Origin of the sequence: Streptomyces sp. NPDC020490 (assembly GCF_044335305.1) — a bacterium.
In the GTDB taxonomy this organism is placed as follows: Bacteria; Actinomycetota; Actinomycetes; order Streptomycetales; family Streptomycetaceae; genus Streptomyces.
Map to the genome: position 1 here is coordinate 21489 of NZ_JBIRUY010000019.1, position 23482 is coordinate 44970.

At 70.7% G+C, this 23482-nt stretch carries 20 protein-coding genes; 9 read left to right on the top strand and 11 right to left on the bottom strand.

Features of this window, described 5'->3' with window-relative positions:
• Positions 1-159: 159 nt before the first annotated feature.
• The 7 genes from ACH4ZX_RS20630 to ACH4ZX_RS20660 form a co-directional block, all read right to left on the bottom strand.
• Positions 160-792, bottom strand: coding sequence for a TetR/AcrR family transcriptional regulator (locus ACH4ZX_RS20630; RefSeq protein WP_398274466.1), 633 nt, complete (start codon positions 790-792; stop codon positions 160-162).
• A 135-nt stretch (positions 793-927) separates the two neighbouring features.
• Positions 928-1773 carry a fumarylacetoacetate hydrolase family protein gene (locus ACH4ZX_RS20635; RefSeq protein WP_398274469.1) on the bottom strand — a complete coding sequence of 282 codons (846 nt, stop codon included), beginning with the start codon at positions 1771-1773 and terminating at the stop codon, positions 928-930.
• 11 nt (positions 1774-1784) lie between these two features.
• Positions 1785-2711, bottom strand: a complete 927-nt coding sequence (locus ACH4ZX_RS20640) for a 3,4-dihydroxyphenylacetate 2,3-dioxygenase (protein ID WP_398274472.1) — start codon at positions 2709-2711, stop codon at positions 1785-1787.
• The gene (locus ACH4ZX_RS20645; RefSeq protein WP_398274475.1) at positions 2704-4167 is read right to left on the bottom strand and encodes an aldehyde dehydrogenase; all 1464 of its coding nucleotides are present in this window, start codon (positions 4165-4167) and stop codon (positions 2704-2706) included. Before ACH4ZX_RS20645 ends, ACH4ZX_RS20640 begins: the two co-directional genes overlap by 8 nt.
• Positions 4168-4204: 37 nt before the next feature.
• Entirely contained in the window at positions 4205-5011 is an 807-nt protein-coding gene (locus ACH4ZX_RS20650) for an acetoacetate decarboxylase family protein (protein ID WP_398274478.1), read from the bottom strand.
• Between the two features lie 11 nt (positions 5012-5022).
• Positions 5023-6255, bottom strand: a complete 1233-nt coding sequence (locus tag ACH4ZX_RS20655) for an NAD(P)/FAD-dependent oxidoreductase (protein ID WP_398274481.1) — start codon at positions 6253-6255, stop codon at positions 5023-5025.
• A 5-nt stretch (positions 6256-6260) separates the two neighbouring features.
• Entirely contained in the window at positions 6261-6449 is a 189-nt protein-coding gene (locus tag ACH4ZX_RS20660) for a ferredoxin (RefSeq protein WP_398274484.1), read from the bottom strand.
• Positions 6450-6819: 370 nt separating this feature from the next.
• On the opposite strand from ACH4ZX_RS20660, the gene ACH4ZX_RS20665 reads away from it, so the two are divergent.
• The 6 genes from ACH4ZX_RS20665 to ACH4ZX_RS20690 all read left to right on the top strand — a co-directional run bounded on the left by ACH4ZX_RS20665 (position 6820) and on the right by ACH4ZX_RS20690 (position 14719).
• Positions 6820-8175: a glutamine synthetase family protein gene (locus ACH4ZX_RS20665; protein WP_398274487.1), complete on the top strand. Its 1356-nt coding sequence runs from the start codon at positions 6820-6822 to the stop codon at positions 8173-8175.
• A 30-nt stretch (positions 8176-8205) separates the two neighbouring features.
• On the top strand, positions 8206-9522 hold the full coding sequence (locus ACH4ZX_RS20670; protein ID WP_398274490.1) for a cytochrome P450: 1317 nt from the start codon (positions 8206-8208) through the stop codon (positions 9520-9522).
• A 116-nt stretch (positions 9523-9638) separates the two neighbouring features.
• The gene (locus ACH4ZX_RS20675; protein WP_398274492.1) at positions 9639-10502 is read left to right on the top strand and encodes an amidohydrolase family protein; all 864 of its coding nucleotides are present in this window, start codon (positions 9639-9641) and stop codon (positions 10500-10502) included.
• A 106-nt stretch (positions 10503-10608) separates the two neighbouring features.
• Positions 10609-12108 (top strand): APC family permease, encoded by a 1500-nt coding sequence (locus ACH4ZX_RS20680; protein ID WP_398274495.1) that lies wholly within the window; start codon positions 10609-10611, stop codon positions 12106-12108.
• A 92-nt stretch (positions 12109-12200) separates the two neighbouring features.
• The gene (locus ACH4ZX_RS20685; protein ID WP_398274498.1) at positions 12201-13061 is read left to right on the top strand and encodes a mycofactocin-coupled SDR family oxidoreductase; all 861 of its coding nucleotides are present in this window, start codon (positions 12201-12203) and stop codon (positions 13059-13061) included.
• 11 nt (positions 13062-13072) lie between these two features.
• Complete coding sequence (locus tag ACH4ZX_RS20690) at positions 13073-14719, top strand: amidohydrolase (RefSeq protein ID WP_398274501.1); 1647 nt, start codon at positions 13073-13075, stop codon at positions 14717-14719.
• 351 nt (positions 14720-15070) lie between these two features.
• Here the strand turns inward: ACH4ZX_RS20690 and ACH4ZX_RS20695 are convergent, their stop codons facing one another.
• Positions 15071-16837 (bottom strand): IclR family transcriptional regulator C-terminal domain-containing protein, encoded by a 1767-nt coding sequence (locus ACH4ZX_RS20695; protein ID WP_398274504.1) that lies wholly within the window; start codon positions 16835-16837, stop codon positions 15071-15073.
• Between the two features lie 204 nt (positions 16838-17041).
• On the bottom strand, positions 17042-18346 hold the full coding sequence (locus ACH4ZX_RS20700; RefSeq protein ID WP_398274507.1) for a M6 family metalloprotease domain-containing protein: 1305 nt from the start codon (positions 18344-18346) through the stop codon (positions 17042-17044).
• 335 nt (positions 18347-18681) lie between these two features.
• On the opposite strand from ACH4ZX_RS20700, the gene ACH4ZX_RS20705 reads away from it, so the two are divergent.
• Together ACH4ZX_RS20705 and ACH4ZX_RS20710 are read left to right on the top strand one after the other, a co-directional pair.
• Entirely contained in the window at positions 18682-19326 is a 645-nt protein-coding gene (locus ACH4ZX_RS20705) for a TetR/AcrR family transcriptional regulator (RefSeq protein ID WP_398274761.1), read from the top strand.
• A 309-nt stretch (positions 19327-19635) separates the two neighbouring features.
• Complete coding sequence (locus ACH4ZX_RS20710) at positions 19636-21177, top strand: MFS transporter (protein ID WP_398274510.1); 1542 nt, start codon at positions 19636-19638, stop codon at positions 21175-21177.
• A 161-nt stretch (positions 21178-21338) separates the two neighbouring features.
• Here ACH4ZX_RS20710 and ACH4ZX_RS20715 read toward each other — a convergent pair whose 3' ends face one another.
• A complete protein-coding gene (locus ACH4ZX_RS20715; protein WP_398274513.1) occupies positions 21339-21944 on the bottom strand; it encodes a MarR family winged helix-turn-helix transcriptional regulator in 606 nt (201 codons plus the stop codon).
• A gap of 99 nt (positions 21945-22043) precedes the next feature.
• On the opposite strand from ACH4ZX_RS20715, the gene ACH4ZX_RS20720 reads away from it, so the two are divergent.
• Positions 22044-22847, top strand: coding sequence for a dioxygenase (locus tag ACH4ZX_RS20720; protein ID WP_398274516.1), 804 nt, complete (start codon positions 22044-22046; stop codon positions 22845-22847).
• Positions 22848-22864: 17 nt separating this feature from the next.
• On the opposite strand, the gene ACH4ZX_RS20725 is transcribed toward ACH4ZX_RS20720, so the two are convergent.
• Positions 22865-23413, bottom strand: coding sequence for a GNAT family N-acetyltransferase (locus tag ACH4ZX_RS20725; RefSeq protein WP_398274519.1), 549 nt, complete (start codon positions 23411-23413; stop codon positions 22865-22867).
• Positions 23414-23482: the final 69 nt, after the last annotated feature.

Here is a 23482-nt window from a genome sequence, read left to right on the forward strand (position 1 = left end):
CATGGCACACGGACGGCGGACACGGACGGCCGACAGGGACGGCCGACAGGGACGGCCGACAGGAACGGCCGACAGGAACGGCGGACAGGGACGGCGGATACGGAGGAGGCCCTGGACGATGAACGTCCAGGGCCCCGGGGTGCGCAGGTCGGCGATGTCTCAGGCAGGCGGCCCGCCCTCGGTGTCCGGGTCGGCATGCCCGGCCGCGAGCAGCCGGAGCAGGCCGCGCAGCTCCCCGATGGCGGCGTCGGTGACCTCGGGCCTGCCGAAGACGAGCTGGTGCAGGACGAGGCCGTCGAGTGCGGCGAAGACCAGCCGGGTCAGCGCTTCGTCCGCGCCGGCCGGCAGCATGCGGGTCAGCTCGCGCCGGGTGGCGTCGAAGTACTCGTCGTACAGCGCACGCAGGTGCGGCAGCAGTTCGGGGCGACGCCGGGACTCGAGCAGCAGCTCGTACTGGAAGGCCTGTATGTCCGGATCCGCCGTGACCATGTCGGACACGCCCGCCGCGAAGTCCGCGACCTCGCCGGTGCCCGGTTCCAGGGCGCTCGTGCTCAGCGAGGTGCGGATCGTGTGGGTGAGGGTCTCCTCGATCAGCGCGTCACGTGAGCCGAAGTGGTGCACGACGAGCCCGTGGGTGACCCCCGCCTCCTCCGCCACGGCCCGGTAGGTGAGCCTGCGCAGCCCGCCTCTCGCCACCACTCTCACGGCGGCGCTCAGCAGGGCCTCGCGTCCCTCGCCGTAGTTCAGGCGCTTGCGCGGCTGTCGGCCCGTGGACGAGTCGGAATGGGTCATGGCTGCGACCCTATCCGTCCGCCGGCGCATCCGGAGGAGGCCGGGTCGCGCCCCGTCCCGGCCGGCGCGGGCCGGCAGCACCGCACCGGGCGACTTTCCGTGTCGGACCCGGCGCGGCGCCGTCTTCGGGCGGCGTCAGCGCCTGGGCGGCCGGATGCCGCGGAACTCCCAGTCGCCGCCCAGGGCGGTGGAGAGGACCTCCTCGGACTCGGTGGGCTGCGCGCCGACGTCGGTGCGGACCGGGGTGGGGCCGGTGACGATGTGGTTGGTGAGCCGGCCGAGACCCTCGACCTCGACCTCGACGACGTCACCCGGCTTCACGGGACGGGAGTTGGCCGGGGTGCCCGAGAGCAGCACGTCGCCGGGGTACAGGGTGATGGTGCGGGCGATGTCGGCGACGAGGTAGTGCATGTCCCACTTCATCTCGTCGGTCGAACCGTCCTGCACGACCTCGCCGTTGACGTACGTCCGCAGGCTCTTGCCCTGGAAGTCCCAGTCGGTGACGAGACCCGGGCCGAGCGGGCAGAGGGTGTCGGAGCCCTTCACCCGGAGCATCGACCCGGCGTCGGTGTCGCGGAAGTCGTGCAGCCCGTAGTCGTTGGCGATCGTGTAGCCCGCGATGTACTCACCGGCCTCCGCCGGGGAGATGTTGCGCGCGGTCCTGCCGATCACGATGGCGACCTCGCCCTCGTAGTTGAGCCACTTGCAGCCCTCGGGGCGGACGATCGCGCCCTTGTGGGAGTTGAGGGAGGAGGTCGGCTTGTGGAAGTAGGTCGGCGTGTCGGGCAGGGCGATCTGGAACTCGTCGACGCGGCTGCGGTGGTTGAGGTGGACGGCGATCACCTTGGAGGGGACGACCGGCGGCAGGTGGTGCGCCTCCTCGATCTTGACGCGGCGGCCGTCTCCGGCGACGAGTTCGTCTCCGTCGACGGTGACCTCGACGGCGGCGCCGTCGAGCAGGATGCGGCGGTATTCAGGCATGGCGCGGGCTCCTAGATACGGCTGTGGGGATTGCTCGGAGTGGGCTGTCCGGTACCGGTCCAGCCGTCGTCGGGACGGTCGAACCAGAGGTGCACCTGACCGGTGCCGATGGAGTTCTCGTACTCGCCGTACTGGCGTGCCCTGGCGGTGCAGGCCTGCTCGCCCAGGGCGCCGGCCATCATCAGGTAGTGGAAGAACTTCGCCTCGGGCTTGTACTTCCAGAACGTGTCCATGGTCTCGAGGACCTTGTCGTGGCGGCCTTCCTTGAACCAGGCGATGCGCTCGTGGTCCGCCTCCCGGGCCTCCGGGGTGAAGATGTGCGCCGGGTCGCTGGCCTCGTGGTCGCGCAGTTCGCGCAGCGGCCAGAAGGTGTGCGAGAGGGCGCCGGAGGCGATGAGCAGAACGCGACGGCCGGGTGTGGCGGCGATGCCGTCGGCGAGCGCGCGGCCGAGCCGCAGATGGTCCTCCATGTCCCCGGTCTGGCAGACCCCGATGGTCACCCACCGCTTGTCGGGCAGCCTCTCCCCGAGGAACTTCCAGAGGTTGATGGTGGCGTAGTAGATCGGCAGGTAGTCGTCGTCGATCGCGGTGATCCAGGTGCCGTGCTTGTCGGCGAACCTCGCGACGTTACGGGCGAGTTCGGGGTCGCCCGGGAAGTCGTACGGCATCCGGCACATGCCGCGCGGCAGCTCCTCGGAGGTGAAGAGCCCGGCCCGGCGCTGCTGGGCGGTGACGACGAACTCGACGGTGGTGGCCCAGTGCGAGTCGAGGACGACTACGGTGTCGTAGTCGTCGCGTTCGAAGACGTCCTTGCGCAGCTGCTCCAGGCCGGTGACGAGGGTGATCTCCTTGCCCTCGTTGAGCGCCAGCCGGTCCTCCTCCGGAAGCATGATGGTGGGGACATGGGCGAGGAGGCCCGCCCCGACGATCTCACCCATGGCCGTTCCATCCCTTCGGCGCGGTGACGGTGTTCTTCAGGTCGCAGTAGAAGTCGAAGCTCCAGGTGCCGCCCTCCCGGCCGACGCCGGAGTGGCGGGAGCCGCCGAAGGGCGCCTGCAGGTCGCGTACGAAGAAGCAGTTCACCCAGACCGTGCCGGCCACCAGCTGCGCGGTGACACGTTCGGCGCGCTCCCGGTCACCGGTGGCGAGGGTGGCGGCCAGCCCGAAGCGGGTGCCGTTGGCGAGGCGGACGGCCTCTTCCTCGGTGGTGAAGGTCTGGAGGGTCAGGACCGGGCCGAAGACCTCCTCCTGGACGATCTCCGAGTCCTGGGCGACGTCGGTCAGGAGGGTCGGCGCGTAGTACTGACCGTCCTTGCGGTGGCCGCCGATGACCGCGCGGGCGCCGGCCGCGAGCGCCCGCTGCACGAAGCCGTCGATCTTCTCCAGCTGGCGGGGGTGGATGTTCGGGCCGATGTCGGTGGCCTCGTCACGTGGGTCGCCCTGCTTCAGGGCCCCGGCCTTCTCCACGAACCGGCGCGTGAACTCCTCGGCGACCGACTCCTCGACCAGGAGGCGCGTCGCGGCCAGGCAGACCTGCCCGGCGTTGTCGTACTGCTCCACCGCGAGGTCCACGGCGAGGTCGAGGTCGGCGTCGGCGAACACCAGCAGGGGTGACTTGCCGCCGAGTTCGAGGCTGAGCGGGACCAGGTTCGAGGCCGCCGACGCGCTGATCCGCTTGGCCGTCGGAACCGACCCGGTGAAGCTGATCCGCCGCACGTCCGGGTGCGAGGTGAGGGCGTCGCCGATCTCGGAGCCGTAGCCCTGGACGACGTTCAGCACCCCGGCGGGCAGCCCGGCCCGGGCGGCGATGTCGGCGAGCAGGGACGCGGTCAGCGGGGTCCATTCGGCGGGCTTGAGGATCACGGTGTTCCCGGCGGCGAGGGCCGGGGCGACCTTCCAGGTGGCCAGCATCAGGGGTGCGTTCCACGGCGTGATCAGTACGGACGGACCCGCCGGGTCCCAGCTCACGTGGTTCGTGTGTCCCCGGGTCTCGAAGTCCTCGTGCTCCAGCTTCAGCAGCCAGTCGGCGAAGAAGCGGAAGTTGTGGGCGACGCGCGGCATGACGCCGCGGCGGTGGGAGCGCAGCAGTGCGCCGTTGTCGGTGGTCTCGACGATGGCGAGCTCTTCGATCCGCTTCTCCACCCCGTCGGCGACGGCGTGCAGGATGCGCGCACGCTCGGCGCGGGGGGTGGCGGCCCAGCCCGGGAAGGCCGCCTTGGCGGCGGCAACGGCCGCGGCGACCTCCGTCGCCGTACCGCGGGAGATCTCGCCGATCGTGCTGCCGTCGATCGGCGAGACATCGGTGAACGTTTCGGCGGAGGCGACGCGTTCGCCGCCGATCCAGTGCCGGGTGTCGACGGCGACCCCGGCCACCGTGATGGTGTGCTCGGTCATGTTGTCCGGTCTCCAAGTCCTCTGATGGGTAGGGGAGTCACTCGGCACCGGACGTGCCGGACTCCAGCAGCCGTCCGCCGTCCCAGACCACGCCGACCTGGCGGTAGTACGCGGCGATCGGCTCGCGGATCTCCAGCCGGGCCAGCTCCTCGGTGGGCGCCTCGAACAACTCCAGGTCCGCCTCGCCGACCCACGGCTGACCGCCCTCGAAGGAAGCGGCTCCCGACTTGATCAGCTCGTCGAGGGCGAGACCCTTGCCCTTCTCGATCGAGGGCAGCCAGCGGTGGTGGGCCATGGGATGGCCGTTGACGAAGCCGTTCGTCTCGGACGGCTCCCGCAGCGTGACCACGGCCTGGGCGAGCCGCCGGTCGGCGGCGGCCAGGGTCGCCCCGAAGCGGGCGCCGGCCTCGATCCGCGGAGCGGGGCCGTAGGGGTGCGGGCGCGTCTGGTGGATGGAGCCGAGCTTCTTCGGATACCCCTGGTGGAGGCCACGGGCTATGGCGAAGTCCTTGTCGACCCAGATGTAGACGCAGCGGGTGTAGGTCTGCCCCCGGTACTTGCAGCGGACGACCGCGAACGCCTCCTTGTACTGGGCGCGGACCGGGTCCAGCAGCTCGTCACCGGCCTCGGAGCACGACTGCCAGTCGGCCCAGATCAAGGCGACCGCACCCGGATCCTCGTCGGCCGGCTCCAGCGGTTCGGGCAGCAGTTCACGCACGCGCGCGGGATCCGTGCGGTACTCGACGGTGAGCAGGTCACCCGAGTAGCGCCACGGCGGGGACGGAATGAGCGAGGACGCGCCGCTCGCCGTCTTGGGGTGGAAGTAACCACGGACACTGGACATGGAGGGGTTCCTTACGCGGTGAGGGCGGGCTGCTTGAGCAACTGCGCGCGGTAGCGGGCGGCACCCATGGCGGCGGCCTGACCGCCGAGCGCGACGACGCCGACGAGCTGTCCGCCGACGTGATAACCGACCAGGACGTCGCCCTCGGGGTCGCCGTCCAGGATCCGCACGTCGTCCTTGCCGAGGGCCGGCGCCCCGAAGGACTGCAGCCGGAACTCGTGCTGGTCGCTCCAGAACGTCGGCAGCGGTGCGAACGACGCGGTCCCGGCCTCGGCGCCGTCGAGATGGGCGACCAGGACCCTGGCGGCGTGCTTGGCGGTGTCCGTGGGGATGGACCAGTGCTCGACCCGGCGGGGCGCGCCGTCGTAGCGGGCGTTGGGGAAGCGGGCGACGTCACCGACCGCGACGACCTCCGGCCGTCCCCCGACCCGCAGCTGCCCGTCGGTGAGCACGCCGTCGGACAGATCGAGGCCGTTGCCTTCCAGCCACTCGACGTTGGCGACGGAGCCGACCGACTCGACGACGACGTCGGCGGGCAGCACGGTGCCGTCGCTCAGCACCACGCCCGTGACCCGGTCGTCCCCCTCGAACCCGTCGACCCCGGTGCCGAGCCGGAAGCGCACCCCGCGCTCCTCGTGCCGCTTCAGCAGGGCCCTGCCGAGCAGTTCGCCGAGCGGCCCGACCATGGGCAGCGGCAGCGGGTCGACGACGGTCACCTCGCGGACACCGAGTCCTACGGCGGTGGCGGCGACCTCGCAGCCGATGAACCCGGCGCCGACGACGACCACGCGGGCGCCGGGGCGGATGAGTTCCTCGCGCAGGGCCTGGGCATCGGCGAGGGTGCGCACCGTGTGGCGGCCGGTCAGGGGTCCCGGGCAGCGCAGCCGCCGGGGCCGCATGCCGGTGGCGACGACCAGGCCGTCGTACCGAATCGTCCCTCCGTCGTCGAGCTCGACGATCCGCTCGTCGAGCCGGGCCGCGACGATCCTGGTGCCGAGGCGCCATTCCACGTCGGCGACGGCCGCCTTGGGGGTGAAGGCCAGCGACTCGAAGGGCGCCTTGCCGGCCAGGACCTCCTTGGAGAGGGGAGGCCGGTTGTAGGGCATGTGGGGCTCGTCGCCGACGACGGTGACAGCCCCGGTCCAGCCCGCCGCGCGCAGCTGCTCGGCGGCCCGCAGGCCGCCCATCGAGCCACCCGCGACCACTACGCGTCCGGTGACGGCTCCGGTCGTGGTGCCGGGCATCGGGATCAGGCCTCGATCCGGATGGCCTGCAGCGGACACACGTCGGCGGCTTCCTCGACCTCGTCGCGCAGCGCCTCGTCCACGTCGGAGACGTAGACCAGGTGACCTTCGTCGTCCATCGAGAAGACGTCGGGGGCCGCGAAAACGCACTGGCCGTGATCCTGGCACTTGTTCATGTCGACGACGACCTTCATGGCGGTCCTCCTAGGGGCGAGCGACGCGTCGGAGCAGAGGGGGAGTGGAAAGCGAAGGAGGGGCCCGGCCCGGGTGCGGCCGGGCCCCTCGGCCAAAGGGGTGCGGAAATCCGCACCCCTTTACTCGTTTGGCCTCAAACAAGATAGGAAGCGCGCTCGCCCCCGGTCAACACCTGTCCGGGTGGATAAATTATTCGAACCGACCCCTTGCGGGATCGGGACTCCCCTCCATACCGTTCGGGGTCAAATGACGGGGTCGAGGGTCTGCCTCCTCTTCCTCCTTCCGGCCCTCGGCTCCCGTCTTCTGCTCCCTCCCCATACCCGCAGACACGGCACGAGGGAATCCCGCCCTCCCGTCAAGGAGACGTCAGTGAGCGCATCCGACACCCCAGACATCCGCCGGCACATGGAGCGGCTCGCCGCCGAGGGCGTCGACGTGGTCCGGGTGGTCTACCCCGACCTGATCGGCACCGACCGCGCCCGTGACGTCCTGCTGGACCATCTGCCGTCGGCCTGCGGGCACGGCCTGGCCTTCTGCCGCGCCGTCTACCACACCACCCCGCAGGGCAACGTGGTACCGGTCGCGGGTGGCCTGGACGCCGGTCTGCCGGACGTGCACGTGCGGCCGGACCTGTCGACGCTGACCGTGCTGCCCTGGGAGCCCGGCGTCGCGACCTGTCTCGGCGAGGTCACCGACCCGGCGACCTCGGCCCCCGCCCCCGAGTCACCGCGCGACCTGCTGCGCGCCGTCCTGGCCCGGTGTTCGGAGCAGGGCCTGCGCCCCGTCGTCGGCCCCGAGCTGGAGTACTTCCTGCTGGAGCCCGCGCCCGGCACACCCACCGGCTGGCGCCGTTCGCCGGAGATCACCGGTGCCGTCTACACCGCCGGTCTGCGCTCCGACCCGGACAACCACCTGCTGCGCGTCCTGCGTCTGCTCCGCGACCTGCGCATCGGCGTCACCAGCGGCAACCACGAGTTCGACGGCGGTCAGTACGAGATCAACCTGACCCACTCCGACGCCCTGGACGCCGCCGACCGCGCCTTCCGCTTCAAGGCCGCGGTCAAGGAGCTCGCCCGCAAGGAGGGCAGCATGGCCACCTTCATGGCCAAGCCCTTCGGCGACGCCGGCGGCAGCGGCTTCCATCTCCACCTGTCCTGCGACGACGCCGAGGGACGCAACGCCTTCGACGACCCGGCCGGCGCCCACGGCCTCTCCGCCACGGCCCGGCACGCGATCGCCGGCATCCTCGCCCACGCCCCGGCGCTCGCCGCGCTGGCCAACCCGACCGTGAACTCGTACAAGCGCTTCGGCCCCGACACCCTCGCGCCCTGGCTGATCGACTGGGGGCTCGACAACCGCAGCGCCATGATCCGCATCCCGCCCGAGCGCGGCGCCGGCGCCCGGCTCGAACTCCGCCTCGGCGACGCCAGCGCCAACCCCTACCTGCTGATCGCCGGCACGATCGCCGCCGCCCTGCTCGGTGTCCGGGCGGGGGAGGAGCCCCCGGCCCCGCTGGAGGGCTACGGCTACGACACCGCCCGCTCCGCCCTGCTGCCCCAGACGCTGTCCGCCGCGCTGGACGCGCTGGAGGCGGACACCGACCTCACCGACCTGCTCGGCAAGGACTTCACCACTTCTTTCCTCACCTACAAGCGCGACGAGCTCGAACGCTTCGGCCGGCACGTCACCGACTGGGAGTTCACCGAGTACGCCTACCACCTCTGAGCCCGCACAAGCCCCTCCCAGGAGACCACCATGACCAGCCCCACCGTCCCCGCCACCCCCACCACCCAGGCAGAACTGCGCGAACGTCTCGCTGAGCCGATTCCGCTGGACGAGGTGAACCTCGCCGACCTCGACAACTTCACCGACCCCACCAAGCCCTGGCGCATGTTCCACACCCTGCGTCACGAGGACCCGGTCCACTGGACCCCTGAAGAGGCTCCCAACTCCGGATTCTGGGCGGTGACCCGGCACGCCGACATCGCCACCGTCGACCGCGACCCGGACACCTTCACCTCGACGAAATTCGTCAACCTCGAAGAGCTCGAAGACGACCAGATCAAGAAGCGCGCCTCCATCCTGGAGATGGACGGTGTGCGCCACCGCGCCCTGCGCAGCGTCATCCAGCGCCAGTTCGGCGCGAGCGTCATCAACGGCTACAGCGACTTCCTGCGCGGGCTGACCGCCCAGACCCTGGACGCCGCCCTGCCCAAGGGCACCTTCGACTTCGTCCGCGAGGTCTCCGCCGACTTCCCCATCAACGTCCTCGCCCGCCTGCTCGACGTCCCGCCGGAGGACAACCAGAAGCTCATCGACTGGGGCAACCGCATGGTCGGCAACACCGACCCCGACTACGCCGACGTCCTGCTGGAGAGCGCCGAGAGCGAGCAGTACAAGGACCTGCCCTTCCGTTCCCCCGCCGCGCTCGAGGTCTTCGAGTACGGCCGCGACCTGGCCAGCCGGCGGCGGGGCAAGGACGGCACCGACATCGTCTCCAAGCTCGTCAACACCACCCCGCGCGACGGTGTACCGCTCTCCGCCCAGGACTTCGACAACTACTTCCTGCTCCTGGTCGTGGCCGGCAACGAGACCACCCGCCACACCATGTCGCACGCCATGCTCGCCCTCCTCCAGCACCCCGAGCAGCTCGCCCGCCTCAAGGACGACCCGTCGCTGATCCCCACGGCGGTCGAGGAGTTCCTGCGCTGGGCCTCCCCCGTGTACCACTTCCGCCGTACCGCGACCCGGGACGTGGAGCTGGGCGGCAAGCGGATCAAGGAGGGCGACAAGGTCGTCATGTGGTACGCCTCCGGCAACCGCGACGAGGAGGTCTTCGGCAACCCCTACGACTTCGACGTCACCCGGCAGCACAACGACCACGTCACCTTCGGCAAGGGCAGCCCCCACCTGTGCCTGGGCAACCTCCTCGCCCGCACCGAGATCCGCATCATGTTCGAGGAGCTCATCCCGCGCATCGCGGACATCAAGCTGGCCGGCGACGTCCCCCGGGTCCGCTCCAACTTCGTCAACGGCATCAAGAAGCTGCCGGTCGAGGTGACTCTCGCCTGAGCGGCCGGCGACATCCGGCCGTGCACGCCTGCGCGCGACGTCGTGCACGGCCGGTCCGGCGGCCCAGGACTCCGGACCGACATTCCCCCAGCGAACCAGGAGAGGAGAGGACGGCGATGACCGGTGCGATCATCGACGCGCGGGCCTGCCCGCCGATCCCGGCGTTTCTGCAGGATCGGACCTGGGCCCGGTTCGCGGGCACCCTCGAGGGCGTGGCGGCACGCGGCTGGACCGTCGGCCGGTCGACGGACCCGCCCGGTCTGAGCGCGTATCTCGACGAGTGCCGGCGGCTCGGGATCTCCCGCGCGGGCCTCACCGCGCGCGTGCCGAACGACCTGTGGGGCGGCCAGGGGAACGATCCGGTGTTCGACGCGGTCGCCCAGAGGCCGGACTTCTTCTTCGCCTGCGGGGCGGTCGACGCGCTGGAAGCCGATCCCGGAGCGGCGGCGCAGCAGCTCAAGGACCGCGGTGCGCGCGGTGTGGTCGTCGAGCCCGGCCTCGCGCGCACTGTCCTGCACATCGACGACCGGTCGCTCGACCCCGTCTACGACGCCTGCCAGTCCGTCGGGCTGCCGCTGCTGCTGATGGGCGGGGGCGAGACGGGACCCGATCTGAGCTACAGCGACCCGCTGCGGCACGAGCGGGTGGCCATCCGCTTTCCCCGGCTGCAGATCGTCTACATGCACGGGGGATGGCCGTTCGTGCAGGCGGCTCTGGGGGTCGCCTTCCGCCGGCCCAACGTCTGGATGATGCCGGACGTGTACTTTCCCGGACTCCCCGGTGAACAGGACTACCTGCTGGCGATGAAGACGTTTCTGCAGGACCGGTTCCTGTTCGCCAGCAACTACCCGTACTGCCCGTTGGACGAGATCGTCGAGCGCTATCACGGCTTCGGCCTTTCCGACGACCTGCTCACCAAGGTGCTGCACGACAACGCCGAGCGGCTGTTCTTCGCCGGCTCCGGTGATGCAGCACGCTGACCGATCCACGCCTTCCCGTTCACGCCTTCGCGGCGAACATCCCGTCGACGGCATCGGAAAACCGGTCCCGTATCGGGCTCCACACTCGATGATCAAGGAGGACCTGATGAGCAAGCAGCAGGGCTTCACAGCTCAAAGCCCAGGGCTCGCCGACGGGGGTACGCCCCCTGCCCCTGCCGACGCGAGGGAGGGCGGCGGGCTTCGCGGACGGATCGGCGTGCTGGAGCTGACGCTGACGGTGCTGGCGTTCTCGGCGCCCATGGTGGTCGTCACCGGCCCCACGCCGTTCGTCATCATCTTCGGAGGCGCCGGCGCGCCCCTGGCCTTCGTGCTCGCCATGGCCGTGCTGCTGCTGTTCGCGGTCGGCTACACCGCCATGACCCGTTACCTGCCCAACCCGGGGGCGTTCTACGCCTACATCACAGCGGGGCTCGGCAAGATCACCGGTCTCGGCTCCAGCTTCCTCGCCTTGTTCGCCTACCTCGCGTTCGCCGTGAGCACCTATGCCTTCTTCGCGGTCGTCGCCAATGCTCTCGTGTCGCTCGTTCTCGGCGGACCGGACCTCCCGTGGTACGTCTACGCGCTGGCGGGGGTCGCCGCGACCGGCATCCTGGGCTACTTCCGCATCGACCTGTCGGCGAAGGTGCTGTCCGCCGTGATGGCGTGCGAGGTCCTCCTCGTCGGAGCCTTCGACGCCGCGGTTCTCTGGGACGGGGGCGCCCGCGGGACATCGCTGACCCCCTTCACGTGGCACGCGCTCGGGTCAGGGTCGGTGGGGCTGGCCGTGCTGTTCGCCGTCATGTGCTTCGTGGGCTTCGAGGCGACCGCGGTCTTCCGGGAGGAGACCAAGGACCCGGAGCGCACGGTCCCCCGTGCCACCTACCTGTCGGTGACGGCCATCGGCGTGTTCTACGTCGTCTCCGCGTGGTGTCTCATTCTCGCCTACGGTACGGAGAGCGCCCAGAAGGTGGCGGAGTCCAACTTCGCCGGCATGTTCTCGAGTGCGGCCGGAACCTTCCTCGGGACGTGGGCGGGCGATGCCGTCACGGTGCTGGTGGTCACGTCGGCCTTCGCGGCCCTCCTGGCGGGGCAGAACATCCTGGCCCGGTACTGCCACTCCCTGGGCGTCGACCGGGTACTCCCCATGAGGCTGGGCAAGGTGCATCCCCGACACGGATCTCCCCACATCAGTTCGCTCACGGTCTCGGCAGTGATCCTCGTCGCGGTGTCGGTCCTCGCGTTCACGACCAGCGACGTGGCGGCGACCTTCAGCCAGCTGGCAGGTGCGGCCGCCTTCGCCGTGGTCGCACTCATGTTCCTGACGACTGTGTCCGTCGTCTTCTTCTTCCGGCGGAACCGGGATGTCGCTGACGTGTCGGTCTGGCACACGGTGGTCGCTCCTGTGCTGAGCGGCCTCGGTCTCGGCGCGATCCTGTGGCTCTGCCTGACGAACTTCACGACCATGACAGGCGGATCCGCAGCCTCCTCGATCGTCTATCAGGTGCTCATGGGGGCCGTCTTCCTCAGTGGTATGGCTCTGGCGCTGCTGTACCGCTCCAGGCGGCGGGACGTGTACGCGCGCATCGGCCGGCAGACGGTCGGGTGACCCGGTCCTCTGCCGGATGAACGGGACGCTCCGGCCGTCCGAGAACGTCGACAGCCGCCGTGGCGACGTACGTGGCGGCAGGGAGTTGTGACATGGCAAGGAGAAACGAAGTGCGCGGTGGGGAGACCGGAAGCGCGAAGGGACGCCTCGACGGCAAGGTGGCCTTCGTCACCGGCGCGGCAGGAGGACTCGGCCGAAGCCACATCCGACGGCTGGCGGAGGAAGGCGCCGACCTGGTCATCGTCGACATCTGCAAGCCGATCGGCACCGTGCCGTATCCGCTCTCGACCCCCGCCGAACTGGATGAGGCCGTCGGCGAGATCGAGGCACTGGGACGCCGCGTCGTCGCGAGGCAGGCGGATGTCCGGGACCGGGCGGCCCTGCAGGCCGCCTTCGACGCCGGTGTGGCCGAGTTCGGGTACATCGATGTCGTGGTGGCGAACGCCGGGATCGCCCCGATGCTGGTCCAGGACCGCCCCCAGGCGTGGCAGGACGTGATCGACGTCAACCTGACCGGCACGTTCAACACCGTCGAGGTGGCGATCCCCAGCATGGTGTCGGCCGGGCGGGGCGGCTCCATCGTCGTCATCAGCTCGACCGCGGGTCTGGTCGGGATCGGGGGAGGCAGCAACGGCGGCCTCGGATACGTGGCTTCCAAGCACGGGGTCGTGGGCCTGATGCGGTCCTACGCGAACAACCTGGCGCCCCACGGCATCCGGGTCAACTCGGTGCATCCGACGGGTGTGTCCACCAGGATGATCGCCGACCCGGCCATCCTGGAGTTCGTGGCGCAGGATCCGGTCCTGTCGAAGGAGGCTCCGAACGCGCTGGACGTCGACACGATCGAACCGGTCGACGTCTCGAACGCGGTTCTGTGGCTCGCTTCCGAGGAGGCACGCTATGTGACCGGCGTGACCCTCCCTGTCGACGCCGGCTTCATCAACCGCAGGTGAGGAGATACCGCATGACTCGAAGCCACCCTGATCTGATCCTGCACTCGGGGCAGGTCAAGACCCCCTCGGGCTGGTCGCAGGCGATGTCCGTCACCCGCGGGGTGATCGACCGGGTCGGACGCGACGAGGACGTTCTCCCCGACCGCGGCCCCGGCACCCAGGTGATCGATCTGGCCGGAGACGTCGTCCTGCCCGGTCTGCACGATCTCCACGTGCACCCGATCTACGCGGGCATCAGGCAGCGGCGATGCCGGATCCCGCAGGGCTCGAACCTGGACGAGACCCTGCGCATCGTCAAGGCGTACGCGGAGGGTGTCCAGCCCGGCGAATGGGTTCTCGGGGGGCAGTGGGACGCGTACGCCCTCGGATGCGTGCCGAACCGGACGATGCTCGACTCCGTGGCACCGGACGTCCCGGTGCATCTGGAGGACACCAGCGGGCACAGTTCCTGGGCCAACAGCGCCGCGCTCGCGATGGCCGGCATCTCCGCGAGCACCCCCGACCCCGAGGGCGGCATCTTCGAGCGGGACGCGAACGGTGAGCCGACCGGGATCCAGCGGGAGAACGCCGCCTACCTTCTCGCCGAGGCGGCTCCGAAGCCGACCGGGACGGATGTCGAGTCGGCTCTCGCGTGGTCGCTCGAGGAGATGCTGTCCTTCGGCATCACCTCGTTCACCGAGGCCGCGCTCGGTTTCACCGCGGGTTCACGGACCGAGATGGCAGCCTACGCGGCGCTCGCCCGCCGGGGCGAGCTCAAGCAACGCGTACGTGTCTGTACGACCTGGACGCCGGACGACCCCGAGAGCAATGAGGTGATCGAGAGGCGTAACTTCCACGCCTACGGGCGCCTCGTGCCGGACGGCGTCAAGATCTTCCTGGACGGCGTGCCCACCGACGGCCACACCGCCGCGATGCTCGAGCCGTACGCCGACACCGTGGAAGGCCGTGACGACCACGCCGGCCGGCACGGAATGCTGCAGATCCCCGCCGAGGTCCTGAACGAGGCCGTCATCCGATTCGATCGCATGGGCCTGACGGTGAAGTTCCACGCGGCCGGCGACGCCGCCGTGCGGGCGGCCCTCGACGCCATCGGCGCTGCCCGTGAACGGAACGGGTTCGGTCCGCAGATGCACAACGTCGGCCACTGCACGTTCGTCGCCAAGGCGGACATCGAACGTGCCTCCCGGATCGGGGCGACGTTCGAGGTCTCGCCGTACCTGTGGCGGCCCGCTCCCATCTGCTCCGACATCGCCTCCGCGGTCGGACCGGAAACCGTCGGACGCGTCTGGCCGATCCGCGAGATGCTCGACGCTCGTGCGCTGGTGGTTCCGGGCTCCGACTGGTCCGTCGTGCCGTCGGTCAATCCGTGGGCGGCCATCGAATCGCTCGTCACCCGGCAGGAGCCGGGCGGCAGCTCCGAGTCGTTCGGAGAGTCGCAGGCGATCACCCTCCAGGAGGCGCTGGACATCTTCACCGTCAACGCCGCCCGGCAGGAAGGGGCGGTCGACCGCGTCGGGGCGATCGAACCCGGCCTGCTCGCCGACGTCATCGTGGTCGACCAGAACCCGTTCGACGTACCCATCACCCGGGTCCACGCGACGGAGGTGCAGCTGACGATCATCGAGGGCGAGATCGTGTTCAGCCGGCGCCCGGCCTGAGCTCGTGGCCGCAGGTCCGGCGCGCCGGACCTCGGTGCGCCGGACCGGGAGAGGTCCTGTCACCCGTCCTGTCTGCGGCGGCCTCTCCCCGGCCCGGCCGTTCCTGCCGGCCGGCGCGGCGCTGCCGTCCGTCCGTCGCTGATGGTTCCACGGTTCCCTGTCTCTTCGGTCGCCGGCGAGGTCCGGCCCGGATGGCCCGCGTGCCGGCGACGGCGGCGACGCAGTGCTGTGCGCGGTGCGGCGGGAGTGGATGAGGGCGTCGAGCAGGTACCGCTCGCGGTCACGGGATCAGTGGCCTCGAGGGGCAGGTCACAGGCGTCAGCGTGCCGGATCCGGTGTGGGCGACGGGGGTCAGGAGGGTGGGACGCGGGTGAAGCGGCCTGCCACCGACAGGTCGGCCTCGATGCGGTCCGCCGTGCGGCGCAGTTCGGGGAGGATGTCCCGGACGCATTCCTCCACCGTGCGCCGGGCCGCGTGCATCGCGACGTTCACGGCGGCCACCGCGTGGCCGGTCCGGTCGCGGACCGGGACCGCGATCGAGCGCAGGCCCTCCTCCAGCTCCTCGTCGGTCAGGGCGTAGCCCTGGGTCCGGATCCGGGCCAGGAGGCGGGTCAGGGTCTGCGGGTCCGTGACCGTGCGGGGAGCCGGCGGGGGCGGGGTGCCCAGGGCGGGGGGCGGCGGCGGTGCGTCCGCCAGCATCACGCGTCCCAGTGATGTCGCGTACGCCGGCAGTCGGGTGCCCACCGTGATGTTCACGCTCATCACGCGGGTCGTGCCCACCCGGGCCGTGTACTGGATCTCCGGGCCGGATCCCGAGTCCGTCAGCACCGCCAGGGACGCCGACTCGTGGACCCGCGCCGACAGCTCCGCCAGGTGCGGGGTCGCGATCTCGGGGAGTGTCGTGCGGGAGAGCGGGGGGAAGCCCAGGGAGAGGACCCGGGGGGTCAGGGTGAAGGTGCGCGGATCGTCGCCCGGCGTCACCAGGCCGAGGTGTGCGTAGGTGATCAGGGCCCGGCGGGCCGTCGCCCGCGCCAGGCCCGTCGCCTTCGCCACGTCCGTCAGGGTCAGCGCGGAGCGGCCCTCGCCGAACGCCGTCAGGACCGTCAGGCCCCGCGCCAGCGACTCCACGAACTCGCGGCCCAGCCGCTGCTTCGACGCGCCCGTCCAGGCCGCCAGGGCAGAGGGAGCGCGCGCGGGCTCGGGCGGGGGCGCGGTGCGCAGGTCGTCCTCCATCCGGGACACCGCCGCGCGCAGGCGCTCCAGCAGCGTGTCCCGCAGGTCCGCCGCCGTGTGCCGGCTGGTGTGGCTCACCACGTTCGCCACGCAGGCGATCCGGCCGCTGCGGGGATCTCGTACGGGTACGGAGACGGCGACCAGCCCCGGTTCGATCAACTGGTCGTCCGACGCCCAGCCGTTCGCTGCCGCCCGCGCCGTACGGCGCTCGAAGTCGGCGTCGGCCGAGGGGTGTTCGCGCGGGGGTACGGCCGGGAAGGCGTGGTCGTGCGGGTCCGCCGCGCGGCGCGCGCGCCACCTCTGCCAATCAGCCTCCGTCCACTCCGTCGCGAACAGCGGTCCCGGCGCGGTGCGTTCGGCCGGCAGCAGGTCGCCGATGCGGAAGCTCAGCGACATCGCGCGGCGGCGGGTGGCCTGGTGGATGAAGCGGATGCCGTCGCGGTCGGTGACCGCCAGGGACACCGACTCGTCCAGTTCGTCGGCCAACGCGTCGGCGTGTCCGCCCAGCAGCGCGGGCAGGCGCAGGGCGGCCAGGTAGGCGTTGCCCAGTTCCATCAGGCGGGGGGCCAGCACCGCGTCGCGGCCGTCCAGACGGACGTAGCCCATGCGGCCCAGCGTCAGGGTGATGCGGTCGACCGTGGAGCGGGCCAGGCCGGTGGCCCGTTCCAGGCCGCTCAGGCTCAGCGTGCCGCCCGCCTCCGTCAGCCGCTGCAGCACGGCGATTCCCCGGATCAGCGGCGTGACCGCCTCGGTCGGTGGGACCGGCTCGGTCGGTGGGACCGGCTTGGTCGGTGGGACCGGCTTGGTCGGTGGGACTGGCTCGGTCGGTGCGGGGGAGGCGCCGGCGGACGCACGGGAGGCGTCGGCGGGGTCGACGGCGTTCATCGCGGCATCGGGGGCGGGAGCCGGGACGGGAGCGAGGAAGAGGACGAGGACGAGGGCGAGGGCGAGGGCGGGAGCGGGAGCGGGAGCGGGAGCATCGGATTTCGGTTTCTGGTACGTCGGTTCGGCACGCCTACCGTAATGCGCGCGTCCGTCACCGCTGAGCCGGGGCGATCGAAGGGGCGGCTCCCCGCCCTGCCCGGCCGCTCACCCCCGGGTCACCGCCACCCGGTAGTCCCCTTCCCCGTCCCTGCTCGTCACCGTGATCCGGATGTCGCCGTCCGGGGCGCGGAACTCCTCGCCCGGAGTGAAGGGGGCGTCGGAGAGTTCCGCGTGGACGTTCGGGGCGTGGGTGCAGCCGCCGGAGTCGGGCTGGGCGTCGTAGACCGTGACCGGGCCCATGCCGGTGTCCACGCCGGCGTCGACCCGGTAGATGAGCACGCCCGGCCGGCACACGGCCTCGTCGTTGCCCTCGCGGGTGCGCACTTCGACGGCGTAGCCGCGGCGGCCGTCGATGGGAACGAAGATCAGCTTCGGGCCACCGGTGCGGGCGAGCGGCGTCAGCGTGTACCGCACGGTGCCGTGCGTCGCCGCGCAGGTCACCTGGCCGGGGTCCAGCCAGCCCAGTTTCCACTTGTGCCAGCCGAGCGTGTCGTTGTTGGCCCCCCAGTCCTCGCTCATGATGTCCCAGTGCCCGACGGCGCCCCCGCCTTCCTGGGTGTAGAGGTCGGGCAGGCCGAAGACGTGGCCGTTCTCGTGCGGCAGCACGCGGTAGCCGGTGCGCCCGTAGGAACCGGAGCCGTCGTCCTGGCGGGAGTAGACGAAGGAGGCGTTGGCCACGGGGACGCCGTCGGCGATGGGGGCCTCCTTGTTGCCGGCGAAGGTCACCGACAGGACCGTGTCCAGGGCGGACGGGCCGGCGTTCGGGGTGATCAGCACGTTCAGGAAGTCGTAGGCGCGGAAGTCGACCTGCGGATCGGCCGCGGTGACGATGTCCTGGACCAGTTGGCGGTAACCGGGGTCGAAGGGGGCGCCGCGTTCTATGCCGTACGACCGGAAGGGCTTCGGCATGCGCAGCCAGTGCGGGACGGGCGTCTCCGGGCGGTAGACGAGCCGTCCGTAGGAGGCGGTGCGGAACCACTCCTGGGTCTGGGGGAAGAACTCGCGGAAGCGGTCGAGGGCGTCGCCCTTCCCGTGCGCGTCGGGGAAGTCGATCATCAGGTTCAGGGCCCGTACGGTGCCGGTCGAGCGTGAGTAGCCGGTGACGGTCGGCACCCCCTCCGACATCTGGACGGAGCGGCTGCCGCTGATCAGGCAGGGGCTGAGCGCGGAGCCGCGGGCCAGGGAGACCGGGCCGGCCCCGGCCGTGGTGGAGCGGGACGTGAGGTCGGCCGTGCCGGCCGAGGTGGCGACCGTCAGGGTCAGCGCGGTCACGGCCGTGAAGGCGGCCGCACGGCGCGGGCGTATCCGACGGCGGAGCGGCGCCTGGGGGCGGGGGCGCTCATGCTGCATGCACGGGTCCTTCGTCCACGGCAGCCGACGGTCACGGACTGCTCCTTTCTGATCACCCTGTGTCCGGTGATGTGCGGACGCGCGCTGAAATGGTCCGAACGTGTGTTTTTGTGTGGCTCAGGTCACACGAAATCTCCTTCCGGACGGGAAATAACCGGGGAGCGTTTCCCCGTTTAGACGTGTGTCCGACCGAAACGGGGACTCGGTCCCCGGATCGCCGCAGTACCCCACCCCGCAGTACCGCACCGCCGCAGTACCTGCAGTTCTCGTGGAACTCGTAGAACTTGCAGAACCCGCAGTCACCCGATCGAGCTGAGGAGTCCGCCGTGCAGGCCATGACGACCGCGACCCGCGTGCAGCGGAAGGTGAGCCGGTCGCGCGCCGACGCCCTGCGCAACCGCGAGCGGATCGTCACCGCCGCCCGGGAGATGTTCACCGAGCACGGACCGGACGTGCCGCTGGACGAGATCGCCCGCCGGGCCGGCGTCGGCAACGCCACGGTGTACCGCAATTTCCCCGACCGCGACGCGCTGGTCCGTGAGGTCGTCTGTTCCGTGCTGGACCGGACGTCCGAGGCGGGCGAGCAGGCGCTGGCGGAGACCGGGGACGCCTTCGAGGCGCTGGAGCGCTTCGTGCACGCCGCTGCCGACGAACGGATCAGCGCGCTGTGCCCGATGGTGGCCGCCGCCTTCGACGAGAACCATCCCGATCTGGAAGCGGCGCGCGAGCGCTGCGAGCAGATCATCGCGAGTGTGATGGAGCGGGCCAGGAAGGCCGGCCAGCTCCGCCCCGACGTCGGCGTCGGTGACCTGATGGTCGCCGTGGCCCAGCTCAGCCGGCCGCCGGCCGGCACCGACTGTCTCAGCGTCGACCGCTTCGTCCACCGTCATCTGCAGCTGTTCCTGGACGGACTGCGGGCCCCGGCCCGTTCTGTCCTGCCGGGGGCGGCGGCCACCATGGAGGATCTGCGCCGGCCCTGACCGATGAGTTCAGCACTGAACGCACCGAACACACTGAAGCACCAAGCGCCTGAGCGTTAGTCACCAGACCGGGAAGCGCCTCGTCGGCCGTCGCTGTGGATGAGCCGCAGACGAGCCGTGGACGGGTCGTTCCCTCACTACGCCCTCGCGACGTCCTCAGAGTCCTTCCGTTACGACGACACCTGTCACGCCGTCCCGTTCTCACATCCGTCAGAAGTCCCTGAGTCCCGAAGTCTCCAAGTCCCGAAGTTCTCTAAGTCCCGAAGTCCCGAAGTTCCGAAGTTCCGAAGTCCCGAAGTGGGTACCTCCATGTCTGAAACAGCCCGGAGCGCTCCCGGCGCTCTCGAGAAGGCCCCCGATTCCAACCGCTGGAAGGCGCTCGTCTTCATCGCGCTCGCCCAGCTGATGGTCGTTCTCGACGCGACCATCGTGAACATCGCACTGCCGTCCGCGCAGCAGGACCTGGGCATATCCGACGGCAACAAGCAGTGGGTCATCACGGCCTACGCCCTCGCCTTCGGAGGACTGCTCCTCTTCGGCGGCCGCATCGCCGACCTGTGGGGCCGTAAGCGGGCCTTCGTCATCGGCCTGATCGGCTTCGCCGGCGCCTCCGCGCTCGGCGGTGCCGCCACCACCGGCGCGATGATGTTCGGCGCCCGCGCGCTGCAGGGCGTGTTCGGCGCGATGCTCGCGCCCGCCGCGCTCTCCCTGCTCGCCGTGACGTTCACGGACGTCAGGGAACGCGCCAAGGCGTTCGGCATCTACGGCGCGATCGCCGGTGGCGGCGGCGCCGTCGGCCTCATCCTCGGCGGCGTGCTCACCGAGTACCTGGACTGGCGCTGGACGTTCTTCGTCAACATCCCCTTCGCCGTCGTCGCCGCGCTCGGCGCGTACTTCGTCATCCGTGAGCCGGAGGGCGGCCGCAACCGCAACCCGCTCGACATCCCCGGCGTCCTGCTGTCCACCCTCGGCCTGGTCTCGCTCGTCTACGGCTTCACCCGCGCCGAGTCCGACGGCTGGGGCGACTCCCTGACGGTCGGCCTGTTCGTCGCCTCCGCGGTGCTGCTGCTGGCCTTCGTCGTCACCGAGGCCAAGGTCAAGGCGCCGCTGCTGCCGCTGCGCGTGGTGACCGACCGCAACCGCGGCGGCATCTACCTCTCGCTCGGCATCGCCGTCATCGCGATGTTCGGCACCTTCCTCTTCCTCACCTACTACCTGCAGGTCATCAAGGGCTTCTCGCCGATCAAGACCGGCTTCGCCTTCCTGCCGATGATCGCGGGCATGATGACCGGCTCCACCCAGATCGGCACCCGCCTGATGACCCGGGTCCCGGCCCGGATGCTGATGGGCCCCGGCTTCCTGGTCGCCGCGACCGGCATGCTGCTGATGACGCAGCTCGAGATCGGCTCCTCGTACGCCTCGACGATCCTGCCGGCGATGCTGCTGCTCGGCCTCGGCATGGGTACGGCGTTCATGCCGGCCATGTCCCTGGCCACCCTGGGTGTCGAACCCCGGGACGCCGGTGTCGCCTCCGCGATGGTCAACACCTCGCAGCAGGTGGGCGGCGCGATCGGCACGGCCCTGCTGAACACGATCGCCGCGTCCGCGACGACCGCGTACATCAAGGACCACATCGCGACCGCGACCTCCAAGCAGCAGGCGCAGCTGGTCCAGATGCAGGGCGCGGTGCACGGCTACACCAACGCCATCTGGTTCGCCGTCGGCATGCTGGTGCTCGCCGCGGTGATCGTGGTGACCTTCGTCAACGCCGGCCGTCCCGGTGCCACCACCGTGTCCGGGGCGGCGGAGGGCGTCGAGGACGAGGTGGCCGTCCCGGTGGTCGTCCACTGACGGCGACCGCCGGTCGTACCCCCTTCGGTGCCACTCGGTACCCTTTGGTGCCACTTGGTGCTCAATCGGCACTACTCGGTACTACCCGTGCGGAACGAGGAAGGGGACGCCTCGTACGCACGGGCCCCGGGACCTGCCCGGCTGCTCGCCGGGTGAGCGGCTCAGCGCAGCCAGGGCAGGTCCGCGCCCGCTTCGTCGGGCTGGAGTCCCTCGGCGACGATCTGCATGATCTCGCCGAGGGACTTCTGCTGTTCCGGGGTGAGCCGATCGAACACCGCCTGCCGCACGGCCGCCACATGGCCCGGTGCGGTGCGCCGCAGCACCTCGTACCCCGCATCCGTCAGCACCGCGAACTGGCCCCGCTTGTCGGAGGGGCAGTCCTCGCGCCGTACCCAGCCGTTCTTCTCCAGGCGGGCGACCGCGTGGGACAGGCGGGAACGGGTGATCTTGGCCCGCATGGCCAGCTCCGTCATCCGCAGTCGGCCGTCCGGGGACTCGGCGAGGCCGACGAGGAGGCCGTAGTAGATGTGCGGCATGCCCGCGTCCCGCTGGAGCTGGCGGTCGAGGTGGTCCTCCAGGAGCGTGGTGGCGTGCAGGTAGGAGCGCCAGATGCGCTGCTCCTCGTCGGTGAGCCAGCGGGGCTCGCGGGGCTCGTGGGGCTCGTGGGGCTCGCTGGGCTCGCGGGGCTCGCGGGGCTCGCGGGACTCAGGTGCCTCGGGGTGCCTGCGGGGCGCGGTGGGCTCGTCGGCGGGTGCGGAAGCGTTCATGCATTCCACTGTACGAGGGATCTCCTTGAAGCTTAAATAAATCGGGCGTACGGTGGCCGAAGACATTGAGAGTTAAAGTAAAAGCAGGGAGTCTCCGCCATGTCCGCCGCCACCCAGGAGCGCACGCCGGAGCGCATGCCCGCCCTCTACCTCAGCCACGGCGCCCCGCCGCTCGCGGACGACCCCGTCTGGCCCGGCGAACTCGCCGCGTGGTCCGCCGCCCTGCCGCGCCCCAAGGCGATCCTCATGGTCTCCGCCCACTGGGAGGAGGCGCCGCTCGCCATCGGCGCCACCGAGACGGTCCCGCTCGTCTACGACTTCTGGGGCTTCCCCGAGCACTACTACCGGGTCCGGTACGAGGCTCCCGGCGCCCCCGAACTCGCCGCGTCCGTCCGTGCGTTGCTGCGCGCGCCCGGCATGCCCGTGCAGGACATCCCGGACCGCGGCCTCGACCACGGCGCCTACGTGCCGCTCGTCGAGATGTTCCCGGCCGCCGACATCCCGGTCCTCCAGGTCTCCATGCCGACCCTGGACCCGGTGAAGCTCATGGAGATCGGCCGCCGGCTGGCCCCGCTGCGCGACGAGGGCGTGCTGATCGTCGGCTCCGGCTTCTTCACCCACAACCTGGCGGCACTGCGGCACATCGGCGTGGGAGTGCCCGCCTGGTCGGCCGAGTTCGACGACTGGGGCCACCGCATGCTGGAGACGGGTGACGTGGACGCGCTGCTCGACTTCCTCCGCAAGTCCCCGGCCGGGCGCCTCGCCCACCCGCGCACCGAGCACTTCGCCCCGCTGTTCGTGACGATGGGCGCCGCCGACGCGGCCGGCGAGCTGGACGCGCAGAAGTCGGTGATCGAGGGGTTCTGGATGGGGCTGGCCAAGCGGTCGGTGCAGTTCGGCTGACGCCCGGGCGGCCACGGCTATCGGCTGGCCGACGGCCGTAGATCCTTCCACAGCTCCTTCTCGTACCAGGCGACGTCCCAGTAGCGGCCGAACTTGCGGCCCACTTCCCGGTACGTGCCGAGGTGGCGGAACCCGAAGCGCTCGTGCAGCCGGGTGGACGCCTCGTTGGGCTGGGCGATGCCGGCGTAGGCGCGGTGCAGGTCCTCACCCGCCAAGGCCTCGAAGAGGGCCTGGTACAGCAGCGTGCCTATGCCCCTGCGGCCCGCGTGCGGGGCCACGTAGACCGTCGTCTCGACGGAGGTCTCGTACGCGGGTTTGGCGCGGAACGGGCTGGATGTGGCGTAGCCCAGAATCTTCTGTGTGTCCGGGTCCGCGGCAACCATCAGGCGGTGCGGTCCGTCTTCGGGGTGGGAGAGCAGCCAGGGGCGTCGCTCCGAAGGGGTGAAGGTGGCGGTGTCGAATGTGATGGGCGTCTCACGCACATAGTGGTTGTAGATGTCGGTGAGGGCCTCGAGGTCCCCCTCGGCACCCGGCCTGACCTGCATCTCTGCACGCTCTGACGGCACTGCGCCTCCTCCCGGAGCGGCACAGGGTACTGCATGATCAGAAAAATCGGGGGGCGGGTTGGGAATTCT

Coding starts and splice junctions, on each gene's coding strand:
- ACH4ZX_RS20655 (WP_398274481.1), bottom strand. CDS start 6,255: ATGCCCGGCACCACGACCGGAGCCGTCACCGGACGCGTAGTGGTCGCG.
- ACH4ZX_RS20675 (WP_398274492.1), top strand. CDS start 9,639: ATGACCGGTGCGATCATCGACGCGCGGGCCTGCCCGCCGATCCCGGCG.
- ACH4ZX_RS20640 (WP_398274472.1), bottom strand. CDS start 2,711: ATGGGTGAGATCGTCGGGGCGGGCCTCCTCGCCCATGTCCCCACCATC.
- ACH4ZX_RS20700 (WP_398274507.1), bottom strand. CDS start 18,346: ATGCAGCATGAGCGCCCCCGCCCCCAGGCGCCGCTCCGCCGTCGGATA.
- ACH4ZX_RS20690 (WP_398274501.1), top strand. CDS start 13,073: ATGACTCGAAGCCACCCTGATCTGATCCTGCACTCGGGGCAGGTCAAG.
- ACH4ZX_RS20685 (WP_398274498.1), top strand. CDS start 12,201: ATGGCAAGGAGAAACGAAGTGCGCGGTGGGGAGACCGGAAGCGCGAAG.
- ACH4ZX_RS20650 (WP_398274478.1), bottom strand. CDS start 5,011: ATGTCCAGTGTCCGTGGTTACTTCCACCCCAAGACGGCGAGCGGCGCG.
- ACH4ZX_RS20705 (WP_398274761.1), top strand. CDS start 18,682: ATGACGACCGCGACCCGCGTGCAGCGGAAGGTGAGCCGGTCGCGCGCC.
- ACH4ZX_RS20635 (WP_398274469.1), bottom strand. CDS start 1,773: ATGCCTGAATACCGCCGCATCCTGCTCGACGGCGCCGCCGTCGAGGTC.
- ACH4ZX_RS20720 (WP_398274516.1), top strand. CDS start 22,044: ATGTCCGCCGCCACCCAGGAGCGCACGCCGGAGCGCATGCCCGCCCTC.
- ACH4ZX_RS20645 (WP_398274475.1), bottom strand. CDS start 4,167: ATGACCGAGCACACCATCACGGTGGCCGGGGTCGCCGTCGACACCCGG.
- ACH4ZX_RS20660 (WP_398274484.1), bottom strand. CDS start 6,449: ATGAAGGTCGTCGTCGACATGAACAAGTGCCAGGATCACGGCCAGTGC.
- ACH4ZX_RS20680 (WP_398274495.1), top strand. CDS start 10,609: ATGAGCAAGCAGCAGGGCTTCACAGCTCAAAGCCCAGGGCTCGCCGAC.
- ACH4ZX_RS20695 (WP_398274504.1), bottom strand. CDS start 16,837: ATGAACGCCGTCGACCCCGCCGACGCCTCCCGTGCGTCCGCCGGCGCC.
- ACH4ZX_RS20715 (WP_398274513.1), bottom strand. CDS start 21,944: ATGAACGCTTCCGCACCCGCCGACGAGCCCACCGCGCCCCGCAGGCAC.
- ACH4ZX_RS20710 (WP_398274510.1), top strand. CDS start 19,636: ATGTCTGAAACAGCCCGGAGCGCTCCCGGCGCTCTCGAGAAGGCCCCC.
- ACH4ZX_RS20670 (WP_398274490.1), top strand. CDS start 8,206: ATGACCAGCCCCACCGTCCCCGCCACCCCCACCACCCAGGCAGAACTG.
- ACH4ZX_RS20630 (WP_398274466.1), bottom strand. CDS start 792: ATGACCCATTCCGACTCGTCCACGGGCCGACAGCCGCGCAAGCGCCTG.